The organism is Staphylococcus sp. AS1337, from assembly GCF_051408735.1.
Classification (GTDB): domain Bacteria; phylum Bacillota; class Bacilli; order Staphylococcales; family Staphylococcaceae; genus Staphylococcus; species Staphylococcus xylosus_B.
Genome location: NZ_JBOIHZ010000001.1, coordinates 572,244 through 588,502 on the forward strand (window position 1 = coordinate 572,244; position 16,259 = coordinate 588,502).

Sequence of the window (16,259 nt, forward strand, 5' to 3'; positions counted from 1 at the left end):
GAAGGTAGACAACTTAAACGTTATGTTCGTATTCCTGCCTTCTTAAACACAGGGCTATGATATATCTAAGGAACATAAAACATGTGAATTTAGATATACTAAAGCGCCTGTGAATGTTCCATTTTGTAGTTATTTTATAGAGTGTTTCATTTGAAGTTAAATCTTTCTACTATTTAACAAGTTTTGTTAATAAATGTTCATAGTTATTGTCGATGATAGCTTCAAAACCAAATGTGGATGCTAAATCTTTTTGTAATTCGTCCATCGTGTCGTATCCGACCACTTTATAATCATTGATGGATAAGCCGATGCGTTTAATATCGTTATGATACAACTGGTTTTGATGAGATAATTCTATAATTTCTTCGGCCAAAGCATTTACATAATTTTCGTTAGGGATTGTAATGCGCTTGTCGTCGATAATACTTTCTTCTGAAATGATTTGTATTTCTGTTTCATTATCTTTAAATATAGCTACAAAGTAATACATAGTTTAATAACCTCCTAATTTATTATATACATTAACGTGTAGTGTATCCTCCGTTTGCAAATAATGTCTGTCCATTAATCCACCAACCATCAGTGGTTAAGAAAGTAATAATGGGTGCAATGTCTTCAATATTTGTCAATTGGTTGTGAAGAGCTTGTGATTTGTGAAAAGCAACGGCTTCTTCACTTTCTTGCGGATAGAAGAAAGGTGTATCCATTGGTCCAGGAGCAACAGCATTAACAGAAATACCTCTATCCATGTACTCTTTGGAAGCTGCACGTGTGTAATGTTCTACGGGTGATTTTCCTCCTGCATAAGTAGCGTAAAAACCTGTATAAGCAGCGAGTAAAGCAGTTGCTAGTGTGATGATTTTACCGTTGTCATTCATAGCTTTTTCAGCGTATTTTATAAAGAAATAAGCTGATTTTGCATTAATATCTGCCATGTTATCAAATTCTTCTTCGGTCGTATCAGCAATAGGTTTTTTAAGCACTTTTCCTACTGTATTAATGGCAATATCGATTTTTCCAAAAGTATTTTGAGCGTGCTGGAATAAGGATTCAACATTACTCACTTGGGTTAAATCACCAGAAAATAATGTACCTTGACCACCCAGTGATTCAATTTTGGCAAGTGTCTCTTGAGCTTCTTCCAAAGAATGTTCATCATGATGATGAATGACTAATTTGGCTCCATGTTCAGCATAAGTCTTGCTTAATAATCCTCCCAGATTCTTTGCACCACCTGCAATTACTACTACTTTGTTATCTAAACTATTAAATTTTCCCATATTATAAAACCTCCTTTAAATGTATTTCAACAATAAACCTGAGAGTGCAATATCAAGCAAGTTATATGATGTTATTTTTATTTGAATTATTACACATATAATTAAAAGTATCATTTAAATTTATTTGTGAAAATAGTAGCATGAATAATATAAATATATAGAATTAAATAATTATAATAGTCAAAGGGGAAAATTAGATGAAGTCGTTTGCCAAAATTACTGCACAAGGTTCATACGTTCCAGAAAAGATAATGGACAATCACGATTTTGAAAATATAGTAGATACGTCAGATGAATGGATACAACAAAGAACTGGGATTGTAGAGAGAAGAATTACAAAAGAAGATGAATATACAAGCGATATTAGTTATAAAGCAGTGTTGGATTTACAAGAGAAATATCAAGTCGATTTAAGTGATGTGGATATGATTGTTAATGCAACATTAACAGCTGATTATAAAACGCCAAGTGTCGCATCTTATGTACAAGCTAAGTTAGAGTTGGAAAATGCAGGCGCAATAGACATTAATGCGGCTTGTGCTGGTTTTACTTATGGTCTTAATATTGCAAATGGTCTCATAACTTCAGGTCAAAATAAGAAAGTTTTAGTTATCGGAGCAGAAACATTATCTAAGATTACAGACTACAAAGATCGTGGCACATGCATATTATTCGGAGATGGGGCAGGTGCATTTTTAGTAGAATATAATGAAGATGAGACGAGTTTTATAGCAAGTGATGCCGGATCAGATGGCAAAAAAGGCCATAATTTATATTGCTCGGAATTATCGGAAGCAATGTTTGACGAAGAGTTAGAAAATCCAGGATTTATTGTCCAAAATGGGCGTGGTGTATACAAATGGGCAGTAGGCAATGTACCGAGAATTATTGAGCAGACTTTGAATAAAGCCAATTACACGAAAGAAGATTTAGATTGGTTTGTACCACATAGTGCGAACGCTAGAATGATTGAATCTATATGTGATAAATCTGGTATAGAAAGGGATAAAGCATTAAAAAGTCTTGAATACTATGGTAATACGTCCTCAGCCACAATTCCGTTGGCCATTGATCTAGCTGTCAAAGAGAATAAAATTAAAAAAGGTGACTTAGTATTACTAGTTGGATTTGGTGGTGGATTAGCTTATGCATCTACCTTAATTAAATGGACGTTATAGATGATGAAACTTTATGTGTAACAGTTGCAAGGGTGATTATAAATGAATGAAGAACTAAAAAGTATTGAACTGGAAATTGAGCGAGTTATTTTTATTGGTCGAACATATGAAGAGTATTTGAGTATGTTTGATTTAAACTTGACTGAATTAGAAGGTAGAAAAATATTAGATTGCCCTGCTGGTGCATGTTCGTTTACAGCAATAGGAAGAAAAAAAGGTTTGAATATAGAGTCTTGTGATATTGCATATGCTTTTAGTGTTGCAGAATTATACAATAAGGGGAAAGATGATTTAAAGCACGCAATTGAGAAGATGCAATTATCAAAATCAAATTATTATTGGAGTTACTTTAAAAATATCAACCACTTGATGAGACATAGAATGCAAGCATTAACAGATTGTATTTATGATATGGAACATTATCCTAAATCGTATAAAGTAGCCTCATTGCCCAAGATACCATATAAAAATAATGAATTTGATGTCTTATTATCTGCGCATTTTTTATTTATGTATGCTGATCGCTTTGATTATAATTTTCATAAACAGACTTTAAATGAAATGTTAAGGGTAACTAAAAAAGAAATACGTATTTTTCCAATTGTTAATTTAAAAGGTGAACGTTATGAGAAACTAGACGATATAATAAAGTATTTGTCTGAGCTAGGTTGTAAAATAGAAGAAGTAAAAGTTGATTATGAGTTCCAAACTAATGCGAATACTATGTTAAAGATTAAAATATGAAAATGCCTTAGATTCACTTTTGGTGTTTTGATATTAGTCTGTAATCAAATAAATAACCTCAGTAAGCAAAAGTTATAAAACTTTTGTACTGAAGTAAATTAGGGATCCCACTTCATGAAGTTAGAGGGTCTCTTTTTTAATGTTGAAAATGTTTGAATTACGTTCTCCAAAATGTTGCGCAATCAGCCTTATCATCGATGTTGTATTGAATAATTTCTTTTAATAACACGTAGTCGATATCTTGGTCCCATTTTATGCGAAATAAATTATTTGTCTGTGAGTAACCAGCGGCTTTTATTTTTTGGGTGAATTCAGCTAATGCCTTTGGTTCAGGTGCTACTGAGAAATGTGCTTTTGATTTACTAAACGCAATGATAAAAGTACCGTGATCTGTGTACATTGGTTGATTCCATTTTACTGTAGTTTCAAGGTTTGGAAATGTTTCTGAAATCCACTCGAGAAGGGCTTCCATTTTCTCTTTGTGAGATGCCTTATCAATAGACTCTAAAAAATCTTTGAATTCATTCATATTAAAACTCCATTCTTTTTATTTATATGGAATATTGCTTTAATTGCTTACTAACTATCGTAACAAATGCAATAGATATTATCCTCAGATAACATATAAAAATAGTGAGCGAATATATGAATTCAATAACATGATTTCATATCTCCGCTCACTTTAATTTTTAAGTTATAACACAAGTATTAAAAAAGCCTAAAGACTATTACTTATGTTATACAATTCCTCGTTTACTTAACATCTTGTATTTATGTTTTATTAACGGTTAAAAGCTTTCAAAATTATGATGGCTTTTCAGTATTTCTTTTTAAAAAATCAATAATTAAACCGACAACAAGTAAAATTATAAATGGAAGTAACCAACTTAATTGAATATCTGCTAATGGTAATTTTTGATATAACGTATTAAGTGATTTAACCAAGTTGAAATCATTGAGTATTTGTAATACTGAGATAACTAGTGTAACGATAGTCGGTAAGATAAAAGCAAATTTCATTTCGAATGGAATGAAAATGCTAACTAAAGAAATAAGTACTAACACAATTGATGTTGGATAAATAAACGTTAACAATGGAACAGCAATTTTTAAAATAAGCTCTAAACCTAGCGTTGAAACAATAAAACCAAGTAAAGAGAATACCAATACGAATTTTTTATAAGATACTTTTGGTAATTTCTTCATAGCAAATGCGGCACAGGCGTTGACTAACCCAATACATGTAGTTAAACATGCTAAAATCACGATGATACCGAATAATAAATTACCAATAGATCCAAATACACGTAAAGAATTGAACGTTAAAATACCTGTCCCGTCTTTAAATCCAGAATGACTTGTTGTAGCTCCGACGTAAGCAAGTGCAAAATAAATAACGAGCAGCAAAATCGCTGATATTAAACCTGCTTTAATCACATGCTTGACGAGTGTCTTTTGATTATCAACACCATTTAATTTAAACATTTGGACGATTACTACCGAAAATGCTAGGGCAGCTACTAAATCCATCGTAAAGTATCCTTGTAGAATACCTGATACTAATGGTGTTTGAGCATATTCACCACTCGCTTGCCCAATAGAACCCTCTGGGTTAATAATTACCAATATACATAAAATTGCGATAATAATTATTAAAATTGGTGTTAAGTATTTACCTAAATTATCTATAATACGACTTGGATATAAAGCAATAATATAAACAATGAAGAAAAATATTAATGAAAATATAATTAAAGTGAAATGGTTATGTACGGGTAGTATATGATTTGTTCCAATTTCGTAGGCAACGTTAGCAGCACGAGGAATACCGTATAATGCACCGATTGATAAATAAATACAGATTGCAAAGACCGTACCGAATATCGGATGGACTTTGTTACCGATGCTTTCTACGCCACCGTTCATATAGGCAACTACAATAACTGTTAAGTAAGGTAGTAATATACCGGTAATAGCAAATCCAGTCATTGAAACCCACATATTTTCTTGAGCTGTGTAACCTAACATAGGTGGAAATATTAAATTTCCGGCGCCAAAGAAAAATGAGAATAACATTAGACCAGAAATTAGGATAAGTTTATTCATTTTATATACCTCAATTTCAAGGAGATTATCTTGCACAAAACACATGCTACTTTAACATAAAAAAACAGTATATTCAATGAAATGTCAGATAATTTTTAATATTTAAAGTATTGTATGTGGGAAAATTCATGAAATATTCGAAAATTTTTAAGTTAATTAATGGTTGTAGTAACAAGTTTTTAGCTTTAATTGCTGAAAATACATATTGAGCCAAAGGTGGAAAAATGGTATAGTAGATGCTATGTCACACAAACGCTTTAACGCAATAAAGTTTTGTAAAATATAAAGGATGTAGAATTATGAATAAACAATCACAGTGGAAATCCTCAACAGGATTTATTTTAGCAAGTGCTGGTTCCGCAATAGGGCTAGGTGCCATGTGGAAGTTCCCGTATATGGCTGGGATATACGGCGGTGGCGCATTTTTACTAATGTTTTTAGTATTTACCATATTCGTTGGTTTGCCGTTACTTATGATGGAATTTACGGTCGGAAAAATGGGGAAAACATATACGACTAAAATTTATGAAAAATTAACTAAGAAAAAATGGCTGAATATTATTGGATGGAATGGTAACTTAGCGGTATTTATATTATTTGGTTTTTACAGTGTTATAGGTGGTTGGATTATTATCTATATCTTAAATGTTGCTTTCCAAATAGTAACTTTTAGTGATAGTACATTAGGAAGTATAAAGTTTGAATCAATTATAGGGAACCCATGGTTAACGATAATGGGACAAGGTATTTTTATCTTATTAACAATGGTTATTGTAATGATGGGAGTAGAAAAAGGATTAGAAAAAGCTTCTAAATTTATGATGCCGCTATTATTTGTTTTTCTAATTGTCATCGTTATTAAATCACTTTCTTTAGAAGGTTCGTGGGAAGGTTTGAAATATATCTTGCAACCTAGATTAGAAGATATTTCTATGGAAGGTGTATTATTTGCGCTAGGTCAGTCATTTTTCACGTTATCTTTAGGTACGACGGGAATGATTACTTATGCGAGCTATGCCTCAAAAGAAATGACGATTAAGACATCTGCTGTTTCAATCGTAGGAATGAATATTTTGGTATCTATTTTAGCAGGTTTAGCAATATTCCCTGCGATTGCAGCTTTTGGATATAGTCCTACTGAGGGGCCTGGGTTATTATTTAAAGTATTACCACAAGTTTTTGATCAAATGGCTTATGGACAAGGTTTTTATTTTATCTTTTTAATTCTATTTTTATTTGCTGCACTGACATCATCGATTTCGTTACTTGAGTTAAATGTATCGAACTTTACTAAAAATGATAATTCAAAACGTAAGTCTATAGCAATTTATGCAAGCATTTTAGTATTTATCATTAGTATACCGGCCACGTTGTCATTTAGTAGTTTAAGCGGTATCCAATTTGGTGCTGGAACAATATTTGATAATATGGACTTTTTAGTATCAAACATTTTGATGCCATTAGGTGCATTAGGAACGACGCTTGTAGTTGGTCAATTATTAGATAAAAATGACTTGAAAACACATTTTGGAAAAGATAGGTTTAAATTATTTATGCCATGGTACTACTTAATTAAATTTGTTTTACCAGTAGTTATCATGTTAATATTCATCGTTCAACTTATATAATTGTAAAAAATTCTCGTTGCTTGATGCTTCGAGAATTTTTTAATTGTGCGTAATTTAGTTGTAATCAGTTGTTGACTAAAAATAGTTTATTTAGTAAAATCTAATCAAATTATTTATTGAAAGTTTTTATTTGTTAATTATAAATATTTTTAACAATTTATTGGAAATTCTTTTGATAAATAAAATTTTTCTTAAAATATGTAAGCGCTTTCTTTGGGGGGTGAGTGGTATGAAAGCATTGATAGGTAAATTTTTTGAACTAATACCGCGTTTTATTATTAACTTTTTCATCTAGTCTGTCTTATTAATTAAATTGTGTTTTAAAATCATAAAATTTAGAGGTGTTGTATATGGAGAAGAAACGAAATAAGTATAGTATACGTAAATTTACTGTCGGCGCTTCTTCAATTTTAATTGGCTCGTTATTATTTTTGAATGTAGAGACTGTAAAAGCTGCTGAAGAAAATAATCAGAGTGAAGCGGACACACAAGTACAAAGTGGGAATCATTTGGGAGATGATGAACATCAAAATTTAGTGAATGACAACGCAAATACACCGGTTAATGATGATAAAACACAAGTGAATGATGAAAAATTCAATCAACCAACTCATACTAGCTTACATAAAGATCAACAAAATACTAAAAATAAAGTTAACGATTCAACAAATAAAGTGAAAGAGCAAGAAGAGTCAGAGTTGGATCCAGGATTTAATTCAAAGGACAAAGTGAAAGAGCAAGAAGAGTCAGAGTTGGATCCAGGATTTAATTCAAAGGACAAAGTGAAAGAGCAAGAAGAGTCAGAATTGGATCCAGAATTTAATTCAAACGACAAAGTGAAAGAGCAAGAAGAGTCAGAATTGGATCCAGGATTTAATTCAAACGACAAAGTGAAAGAGCAAGAAGAGTCAGAGTTGGATCCAGGATTTAATTCAAAGGACAAAGTGAAAGATCAAGAAGAGTCAGAATTGGATCCAGAATTTAATTCAAACGACAAAGTGAAAGATCAAGAAGAGTCAGAATTGGATCCAGGATTTAATTCAAACGACAAAGTAAAAGAGCAAGAAGAGTCAGAGTTGGATCCAGGATTTAATTCAAAGGACAAAGTGAAAGATCAAAAAGAGTCAGAATTGGATCCAGAATTTAATGAAGAAGATAAATTAAAGCAACAAGAAGATCATGTGGATTATAAAGATGCTAAACAAAATAAAGTGGTAGGAAACAATCAGACGCCATTAAATAAACGTGTTAAAAGTGATGGAAATAAAAAAGAGGGGATATCCTTAGATAAATTACCAAATCAAACTGCAAATCGCGATTCTGAACAAGATGATGAGAATAATCCTGACAAAGCATTAAATACATTGAAAGAAAATGCTGTAGCAACGCCGAAGAACCAAACTCAACAAAATGTAGAAAAAGCGAATGAACAACCTAATAAAGCTGCAAAACAAGGACAATATAAAAACCAAGATCCTATCATTTTAGTGCATGGTTTCAATGGCTTTACTGATGATATTAATCCAGCGGTATTAGCTCATTATTGGGGTGGAGATAAATTGAATATCCGCCAAGATTTAGAAAGTAATGGTTATGAAACATACGAAGCAAGCGTCGGTGCATTAAGTAGTAACTATGATCGTGCTGTTGAGCTTTATTACTATATTAAGGGTGGCACGGTAGATTATGGTGCAGCTCATGCTGAGAAGTACGGCCATGAACGTTATGGTAAAACATATGAAGGTGTATATAAAGATTGGCAACCAGGTAAAAAAGTTCACTTAGTGGCTCATAGTATGGGTGGCCAAACAGTGAGACAACTAGAAGAATTATTGCGTAACGGTAATCAAGAGGAAATAGAATATCAAAAAGAACATGGCGGTGAAATTTCTCCACTGTTCCAAGGCAATAACGATAATATGGTGAATTCAATTACTACTATCGGTACGCCTCATAATGGTACACATGCTGCAGATGCATTAGGTAATGAGGCGCTAGTTAGACAATTAGCATTTGATTACGCTAAATTCAAAGGTAATAAAAACTCAAAAGTAGATTTTGGTTTTGGCCAGTGGGGTCTTAAACAGAGAGAAGGAGAAACATACGCTCAATACGTACAACGCGTTCAAAATAGCGGATTATGGAAAACAGAAGATAACGGATTTTATGATTTAACTAGAGAAGGCGCTGCTAAATTAAATAAAAACACATCGTTAAATCCTAACATTGTCTATAAAACATACACTGGAGAATCAACAAGACCTACTTTGTTTGGCAATCAAAAATCAGATGTCAATCTGTTCTTACGATTTACTGTAACAGCTAATGTAATTGGCAAAGCTGCAGAAAAAGAATGGCGTGAAAATGACGGCTTAGTCTCTACTATTTCATCACAACATCCATTTAATCAAGCCTTTATAGAAGCTACAGACGAAGTGAAAAAAGGTGTGTGGCAAGTGACTCCAATTAAACACGGTTGGGACCATGTTGATTTTGTTGGACAAGATTCTACTGACTCTAATCACCCTACTGAAGAGTTGCAACAGTTTTGGCGTAATTTAGCAGCAGATTTAGTTCGTAACGAGCAATTTGATGCTTAAATAAAATTAAAATTTAAATAAATGGAGGTAATGGTCATGACAGGAGACTTATTTGATTTATTAGGTTCGTTATTCCGTGTGATTAAAACATTATTTTTCTAAAGATTAATATGACGGTATAACAAGTTTAAACTAATTATTATAATCAAGAGGGGGCAGGCATTGAAATCAATTTGTAATTATTGGTTTATGCTTGGCCCTTTTTCCATTTTGAGTATTGGTTAGTTTAAAGTATACTAACACATAATGATTAGGTTAGGAGAGGTGTAATGATACAGTTTTCAAAAGGTACTTTAGAGTCGCTTGATGAAGCGATTATGGATGATTTCTATTATTGGAAATATGAAGAGCTTGAACAAAAGGCAAAAAAATGGAATGGTCCATATATTGAGGAACCGCAAATAGATAAATTATCATTTGTTAAAGCGTTAGAGGAAAATCGTTATATCTATCCAAATGTAGAAAGCACTTTAGCGATTATGGTAGAAGGTAATTTTATAGGGACTGTCGGTTCATATTGGATAGATAAAAATACTAATTGGTTAGAAATAGGTATTGTTATTTACAATAGTGATTATTGGGAAAGTAGTATTGGCACAGAAGTATTTCAACTATGGATTGATTATTTATTTAAGAAAGATTTTGTTCATAGGTTGGGTATCTCAACATGGTCAGGTAATGAAAGAATGATTAAGCTTGCTCAAAAAGTGGGCATGCGAGAAGAAGCTAGAATTAGACAAGCAAGAAGTGTGAATGGACAATATTTTGATGCCATTAAAATGGGTATACTAAAATTTGAATGGCTTGGGATAAGAGAGTAAATACTACATAGTTTATAAAGTAAAAAAATAAAAAACGAGACCGAAACAATTGAATGTCCCGATCTCAAATAATTTTTAGAAATTATTTACCTGTGAATAAACCAACGATTTTTTTGATGATATCAATGATAAAGCTCATGTAACTCACCTCGCTTTGTTTTGTTAAATTAAATATAATACAATTGCGTTCAATTTTGTTTTATATTCCCTAAGTTGTAAAAAATCATTCTCTAATGACTAAAAATAAAAGGAATAAACAATTGCGCATTCTAAAGTGTCTTTTTGTGAAAAATTTTGCATTATATAGAAAAAAGTCTTATTACAATGTGTTAGAAAACACTTTGTAATAAGACTTTTTTGCTTTATATTATAATGATATTTAGTCAGTAATTGCGCCTTTTGATGCTGAAGAGACAAGTTTAGCATACTTAGCGAGTGTACCTTTTGTTGCTTTTAGAGGAGGGACTTCCCAATTTTGATAGCGACGTTCAAGTTCTTCTTTGGAAACGTTGAAACTAATTTCAAGGTTCTCTGCATCAATGGTAATTATATCGTTTTCTTCTAAGAGTGCCATTGGTCCACCTACTTGAGATTCTGGTGCAGCATGACCTATAACTAGTCCATGGGAACCGCCAGAGAACCTACCATCTGTAAGTAATGCTACAGATTCTCCTAACCCTTTTCCTACAAGGATAGAAGATGCAGATAACATTTCAGGCATGCCTGGTGCGCCTTTAGGACCTGCGTAACGAATAACGACGACATCGCCAGGTTTGATTTCATCATTTAGTATAGCTTTAGTGGCTTTCGATTCTGAATCGAAGACACGTGCAGGTCCTTTGATATAAGTGACACTAAGGCCAGAGATTTTAGCTACAGCCCCTTCAGGAGCCAAGTTACCTTTTAAAATAACAAGAGGCCCAGTTGCATGTTTAGGTTCTTCGAAATTTATGATTTCTTTATTATCAGTTAGGTCTGGTTGACTAGCTAAATTTTCAGCTACTGTATGGCCAGTTACAGTTAAGCAATCACCGTGAATTAATCCTTTGTTATGAAGTAGCTTCATAACAGCAGGGATGCCCCCCACTTCGTCAAGGTGCGCCATTACATACTTACCACTTGGTCTCAGATCAGCAATATGAGGCACACGCTTACGGATTCTCTCAAAATCATCTAGTGTTAAATCTACTTCAATTGTATGTGCTATAGCAAGTAGATGTAAAATAGCATTTGTTGAACCACCTAACGCCATTACAACGGTAATTGCATTTTCGAAGGCCTCTTTAGTCATGATATCTTTTGGATAAATACCTTTTTCTAATAATTTATAAACTGCTTTTCCGGCTGCTCTACTATCTTTTGCTTTATTCGTAGAAACAGCAGGATGTGAGGCACTACCTGGTAAACTCATACCCATTGCTTCAATTGCTGATGACATCGTGTTAGCAGTAAACATACCACCACAAGCACCAGCACCAGGGCACGCAGAACATTCTACTTTATGTAAAGCCTCTTTATCAATTTCTCCATTATTATATTGTCCGACACCTTCAAATGCAGATACGGCATCTAAATCTTTGCCATCTAATTTTCCAGGTAAAATCGTTCCACCGTAAACGAATACGGCAGGTAAATTTAAGCGAGCGATTCCAATCATACAACCAGGCATGTTCTTATCGCAGCCACCTATAGCTACAACGCCATCAAGGTTTTCAGCACTAACAACGGTTTCTATTGAATCTGCGATGATTTCACGACTTGGTAATGAAAAACGCATACCATCTGTCCCCATAGAGATACCGTCTGAAACTGTAATTGTATTGAAAATTAACGGAGAGCCACCTGCTTCACTGATACCTTGTTTAGATGCACGTGCTAGACCGTCAATGTGCATGTTACATGGCGTAACTTCACTCCAAGTACTTGCGACCCCAATCATAGGTTTTTGGAAATCTTCATCTTCAAAACCGAGTGCGCGTAAATAAGCACGGTTAGGCGTTCTACTGACACCTTCACTAATTACTTTACTTCGTATACGTAAATCTTGTTGATTTGTTTGTTGTTCTTGATCTTTAGCCAAGTGATAACCCCCTAGATATGTTGTTTTATAATGTTAGAAAAATCAGAATTTTTAATAGTTAGTCATACGTCTATACTAAAAAACTTAAGAACGTATAGAGTTGTGTTGGTTTCTGATGTTAGTTAAAAAGTATCGAAAGTACACATTATCTGTATATCGGATTAATGTCAAACTTATCATGACCTATATATATAGTAATACCCTGTATTTAATGTTGTAAAAATCAGGAACTAAGCCATTTTTTGAAAATCTAAAAAATTGTTTTAAATAATGTTCTTAGATTAAAATATATGTGTATTGTAGAATAGTATAGATTGAGGGGGAATTAAAATGACAGATTTTAGTCAATTAGAGAATTATTTAGAAATTGATACAAAAAAATATAATCGAATTGATTTACTATCATTAAATCATTATATTCATCAATATGTTTTGCATGTTCCTTTTGAAAATATAAATGTCCAAAATAAGCAACCGATTGCACTGAATGATGAGTCTATGCTCTACAAAATCCTTCAAGAACATCGAGGTGGTTTTTGTTATGAACAAAATCGTTTTTTCAAAAATTATTTAGTTGGAAAAGGATTTAATGTAGATATGATATCTGCGACAATTAATACAGGAAATGGTTGGGCGATGGCAGGTTCACATATGGCGCTCAAGGTAAAGGTAAATCAACAAGACTATTTAGTAGATGTTGGATATGCGGATGTACCTAAAGAGGCAATGCCTTTATCGAATAATCAAGAAGTTATTACTGATATCAATGGTTATTTCAGAGCTTCCTATATAGATACACAAACGATTGAAATGTGTAAGTATAAAGATAATGGATGGCAAATACAATATCAAGCGACGGATGCACCTAAAAATATTTCAGATTTTGAAGAGGGTATAACGTATAACCAACATAACCCTGGTTCTATATTTGTGAAAAAATTAATAGTAAGTAAAGCAACCGATAATGGTCGTATAACATTGTCTAATTCCCATTTAACTATTACAGATCGTGATGAAAAAGTGAAGAAACCTGTGACAAGTGATAATTATTTAGCGATATTAGATAACTATTTTGGTATTGATAATGTAAATATATTAACGTTTGAACGGTCATAAATAAGTTGTATATTACAGGTTTTATATTTTTACGTTCTCTTTTGTAATCATAATGTCATATAAATAATATACTAATGTACATTTTTACGATGTATAATAAAAGAGTGAGTATAGACACGAAGTGTAATAGATATATAGTAGGAGGTTTACATAAGTGCGTAAAAAAATTATTGCTACTGTAATAGGCACTAGCGCCTTAGCAGCAGTTTCATCAACTAACGCAGATGCCGCTACAACTTATAAAGTTAAGAGTGGCGACTCATTATGGTCAATAGCGAATAAATTTAATACTTCAGTGGACAAATTGAAGTCATTGAATAATCTAAGTTCAAATGTTATCTTTCCAAACCAATCATTGAAGGTGTCAGGGACATCAAGTTCGAACACGACTTCAAACACATCAACTGGAACGACATACACAGTTAAATCTGGTGATACATTATCAGGTATAGCTGCGAGATATGGAACGACTTATCAAAAAATCATGAGTTTAAATGGTTTATCGAATTTCAATATTTACCCTGGTCAAAAATTGAAAGTGTCAGGCACTGCATCAACTGGAGGTTCGAATACTTCAGGAAATACAAGTAGTGGAAGTACAACAACATATATAGTTAAGAGTGGTGACTCATTATCAGCGATTGCTGCAAGGTATGGCACTACATATCAAAAAATCATGAGTTTAAATGGTTTATCGAATTTCAATATTTATCCTGGTCAAAAATTGAAAGTATCAGGTAATGCATCAACTGGAGGTTCTGGTTCAACAGGATCGTCGGGATATTACTCACCTGTATTCAACCATTCTAATCTATATGATTGGGGACAATGTACTTGGCATGTATTTAATAAACGTGCGCAAATTGGTAAAGGTATCAGTACTTATTGGTGGAATGCTAATAGTTGGGATACTGGTGCTGCGGCTGATGGTTATACTGTGGATTATAATGCTACAGTGGGTTCTATTTTACAATCGGATTTAGGTTATTACGGGCACGTTGCTTTTGTAGAATCAGTAAATTCGAACGGTAGTATTACCGTATCTGAAATGAATTATTCTGCTGCACCTGGTACAGTTACTTATAGAACAATTCCAGCATCACAAGTTAAATCGTTTAAATATATTCACTAAATAAATATAGCAAAAAGCTCGTATTACAGTATGAAACGTGTAACTGTAATACGAGCTTTTTATATAAGTTTTTAATATAAATTAGAATGATGTACGACTTAAGAGATTGAAGTTATGTTATCTTAGCAGAAAGCGTACTATGTTATTATGCGTTCTCTTTGCGTAAAGATTTAACGCGTTTCGCTGTTGTGAATAGCGTACTTGCAAGTGTAAAAGTTGAAAATATTTTTGCGAATTTGCGTGGTGACTTTAAAGCTGTATAAAAATCTAATACTGCACCTACGCTTGTAATTGCCATGCTAGCATATATTAATTTTTTGTTTTTTGATTGATAGGCATACCAATTGAAACCTTCTACTGCAATGCCTGCAAAATTAACTGTATTTGAAATGCGATTGATTTTTGTTTTCTTAGCCATTCTACTAAACCCTCCATGTTAAAATGTATATCTTATTTTAATATTATAACACTTTATAAACTTACGATTGATGTATAAATGTCTAATGTTGTTTGAAATATAAGATGTACACAATATTGAAATATGATAACATAAGCGATGTTCATATAAAAATAGTACGATTGTATATATGGGATGGAGTGGTACAAAATGATTAAATGTGTTTGTTTAGTAGTTGAATATAATGAGTATTTATTGCTCGTTCAAGCTAGAAATAGAAAAAAGTATTATTTCCCTGGTGGTAAGATAGATGCGGGTGAATCACATAAAGAAGCGCTAAAAAGAGAAGTACAAGAAGAATTACAAATTGATTTACCAGAGTCATCTTTTGTCTATCTTCAAACAGTCGTTGGAGAAGCATATCCTCAGAAAAATACACAAACAGAACTGAATTGTTACCGTACTACAGTGAATATAAATTGGGATGCGATTGAACCTGACAAGGAAATTACAGATATGCAATGGATGCATAAATCAGAACGTCATAAAATAGCGCCAGCAGTTTTAACTTGGATTGATACACAATCAGAACATTGTGAAACTATTAACCTTGTACCTTATGAAGAGACACTTATTTCAGAAATAAAACAATTCAATATCACAGCAGAAGATAGAAAGTTTACAAAAAGCCCTGAAGAAAATATTGAGCTTGCTACTAACGATGGAGAGCGTCACCCGACATTGGTATATAATGCTAGGTCAGAATGCGTTGGTTTCTTTACATTGCATGAAGGGGAGGGCGTTGTACCTTATTCAAACAATAAAAGCTCGATATTTTTCAGATCATTTAGCATTGATTCGAATTATCGAGGTCATGGTTATGGCAAACAAGTCATTCAATCGCTACCAAAATATTTAAGGCAATATTTTCCTGATGTTGATGAAATCTATTTGACAGTAAATACTGATAATGAAATAGCTCAAAAATTATATCAACAATATTGCTACCAAAACGTAGGAACCTCACAGTTAGAAGGGCGACCAGTATATATTTTGAAACAAAATTTATAAAAAATGAATCAGAGCGTCAAATAACTTAACACAGTGTGTTATCTTATTTGACGCATTTTTGTGATCTGATTTGTTAGGGGGTATGATCTTCTACAAAGGAGTGAGC

14 protein-coding genes are annotated in these 16,259 nt (G+C 32.8%); 8 read left to right on the plus strand and 6 right to left on the minus strand.

The window, feature by feature from the left end; genetic code table 11:
- Positions 1-169 precede the first annotated feature (169 nt).
- Both ACSUE0_RS02615 and ACSUE0_RS02620 read right to left on the minus strand, forming a co-directional pair.
- The gene (locus ACSUE0_RS02615; protein WP_119613733.1) at positions 170-490 is read right to left on the minus strand and encodes a hypothetical protein; all 321 of its coding nucleotides are present in this window, start codon (positions 488-490) and stop codon (positions 170-172) included.
- A 31-nt stretch (positions 491-521) separates the two neighbouring features.
- Positions 522-1,280 carry an SDR family oxidoreductase gene (locus tag ACSUE0_RS02620; RefSeq protein WP_107551617.1) on the minus strand — a complete coding sequence of 253 codons (759 nt, stop codon included), beginning with the start codon at positions 1,278-1,280 and terminating at the stop codon, positions 522-524.
- Between the two features lie 197 nt (positions 1,281-1,477).
- Here ACSUE0_RS02620 and ACSUE0_RS02625 point away from each other — a divergent pair, with 197 nt between their 5' ends.
- Together ACSUE0_RS02625 and ACSUE0_RS02630 are read left to right on the plus strand one after the other, a co-directional pair.
- Positions 1,478-2,458, plus strand: a complete 981-nt coding sequence (locus tag ACSUE0_RS02625) for a ketoacyl-ACP synthase III (RefSeq protein WP_119613732.1) — start codon at positions 1,478-1,480, stop codon at positions 2,456-2,458.
- Between the two features lie 42 nt (positions 2,459-2,500).
- On the plus strand, positions 2,501-3,202 hold the full coding sequence (locus ACSUE0_RS02630; protein ID WP_436955951.1) for an SAM-dependent methyltransferase: 702 nt from the start codon (positions 2,501-2,503) through the stop codon (positions 3,200-3,202).
- 157 nt (positions 3,203-3,359) lie between these two features.
- Here the strand turns inward: ACSUE0_RS02630 and ACSUE0_RS02635 are convergent, their stop codons facing one another.
- Complete coding sequence (locus ACSUE0_RS02635; RefSeq protein ID WP_119613730.1) at positions 3,360-3,731, minus strand: iron chaperone; 372 nt, start codon at positions 3,729-3,731, stop codon at positions 3,360-3,362.
- 275 nt (positions 3,732-4,006) lie between these two features.
- Positions 4,007-5,308 (minus strand): branched-chain amino acid transport system II carrier protein, encoded by a 1,302-nt coding sequence (brnQ, locus tag ACSUE0_RS02640; RefSeq protein WP_436955953.1) that lies wholly within the window; start codon positions 5,306-5,308, stop codon positions 4,007-4,009.
- Positions 5,309-5,604: 296 nt separating this feature from the next.
- On the opposite strand from brnQ, the gene ACSUE0_RS02645 reads away from it, so the two are divergent.
- From ACSUE0_RS02645 to ACSUE0_RS02655, 3 genes are all read left to right on the plus strand, one after another.
- Positions 5,605-6,936, plus strand: coding sequence for a sodium-dependent transporter (locus ACSUE0_RS02645; protein ID WP_182475146.1), 1,332 nt, complete (start codon positions 5,605-5,607; stop codon positions 6,934-6,936).
- 350 nt (positions 6,937-7,286) lie between these two features.
- Positions 7,287-9,536, plus strand: a complete 2,250-nt coding sequence (lip, locus tag ACSUE0_RS02650; protein ID WP_436955955.1) for a YSIRK-targeted triacylglycerol lipase — start codon at positions 7,287-7,289, stop codon at positions 9,534-9,536.
- Between the two features lie 269 nt (positions 9,537-9,805).
- Positions 9,806-10,357: a GNAT family N-acetyltransferase gene (locus tag ACSUE0_RS02655; protein WP_119613726.1), complete on the plus strand. Its 552-nt coding sequence runs from the start codon at positions 9,806-9,808 to the stop codon at positions 10,355-10,357.
- Between the two features lie 379 nt (positions 10,358-10,736).
- On the opposite strand, the gene ilvD is transcribed toward ACSUE0_RS02655, so the two are convergent.
- On the minus strand, positions 10,737-12,437 hold the full coding sequence (ilvD, locus tag ACSUE0_RS02660) for a dihydroxy-acid dehydratase (RefSeq protein WP_436955957.1): 1,701 nt from the start codon (positions 12,435-12,437) through the stop codon (positions 10,737-10,739).
- A gap of 330 nt (positions 12,438-12,767) precedes the next feature.
- On the opposite strand from ilvD, the gene ACSUE0_RS02665 reads away from it, so the two are divergent.
- Together ACSUE0_RS02665 and ACSUE0_RS02670 are read left to right on the plus strand one after the other, a co-directional pair.
- Complete coding sequence (locus ACSUE0_RS02665; protein ID WP_436955959.1) at positions 12,768-13,553, plus strand: arylamine N-acetyltransferase family protein; 786 nt, start codon at positions 12,768-12,770, stop codon at positions 13,551-13,553.
- Between the two features lie 154 nt (positions 13,554-13,707).
- Positions 13,708-14,685 (plus strand): LysM peptidoglycan-binding domain-containing protein, encoded by a 978-nt coding sequence (locus tag ACSUE0_RS02670; protein WP_119613723.1) that lies wholly within the window; start codon positions 13,708-13,710, stop codon positions 14,683-14,685.
- A gap of 145 nt (positions 14,686-14,830) precedes the next feature.
- Here ACSUE0_RS02670 and ACSUE0_RS02675 read toward each other — a convergent pair whose 3' ends face one another.
- A complete protein-coding gene (locus ACSUE0_RS02675; RefSeq protein ID WP_119613722.1) occupies positions 14,831-15,103 on the minus strand; it encodes a hypothetical protein in 273 nt (90 codons plus the stop codon).
- 189 nt (positions 15,104-15,292) lie between these two features.
- Here ACSUE0_RS02675 and ACSUE0_RS02680 point away from each other — a divergent pair, with 189 nt between their 5' ends.
- Entirely contained in the window at positions 15,293-16,153 is an 861-nt protein-coding gene (locus ACSUE0_RS02680) for a GNAT family N-acetyltransferase (RefSeq protein WP_436955962.1), read from the plus strand.
- Positions 16,154-16,259 lie beyond the last annotated feature (106 nt).

What these genes read in the sequence shown, in the direction of transcription:
- ACSUE0_RS02615 (WP_119613733.1), bottom strand. Translation starts at nt 490, where the DNA reads ATGTATTACTTTGTAGCTATATTTAAAGATAATGAAACAGAAATACAA.
- ACSUE0_RS02620 (WP_107551617.1), bottom strand. Translation starts at nt 1,280, where the DNA reads ATGGGAAAATTTAATAGTTTAGATAACAAAGTAGTAGTAATTGCAGGT.
- ACSUE0_RS02625 (WP_119613732.1), top strand. Translation starts at nt 1,478, where the DNA reads ATGAAGTCGTTTGCCAAAATTACTGCACAAGGTTCATACGTTCCAGAA.
- ACSUE0_RS02630 (WP_436955951.1), top strand. Translation starts at nt 2,501, where the DNA reads ATGAATGAAGAACTAAAAAGTATTGAACTGGAAATTGAGCGAGTTATT.
- ACSUE0_RS02635 (WP_119613730.1), bottom strand. Translation starts at nt 3,731, where the DNA reads ATGAATGAATTCAAAGATTTTTTAGAGTCTATTGATAAGGCATCTCAC.
- brnQ (WP_436955953.1), bottom strand. Translation starts at nt 5,308, where the DNA reads ATGAATAAACTTATCCTAATTTCTGGTCTAATGTTATTCTCATTTTTC.
- lip (WP_436955955.1), top strand. Translation starts at nt 7,287, where the DNA reads ATGGAGAAGAAACGAAATAAGTATAGTATACGTAAATTTACTGTCGGC.
- ACSUE0_RS02655 (WP_119613726.1), top strand. Translation starts at nt 9,806, where the DNA reads ATGATACAGTTTTCAAAAGGTACTTTAGAGTCGCTTGATGAAGCGATT.
- ACSUE0_RS02665 (WP_436955959.1), top strand. Translation starts at nt 12,768, where the DNA reads ATGACAGATTTTAGTCAATTAGAGAATTATTTAGAAATTGATACAAAA.
- ACSUE0_RS02675 (WP_119613722.1), bottom strand. Translation starts at nt 15,103, where the DNA reads ATGGCTAAGAAAACAAAAATCAATCGCATTTCAAATACAGTTAATTTT.
- ACSUE0_RS02680 (WP_436955962.1), top strand. Translation starts at nt 15,293, where the DNA reads ATGATTAAATGTGTTTGTTTAGTAGTTGAATATAATGAGTATTTATTG.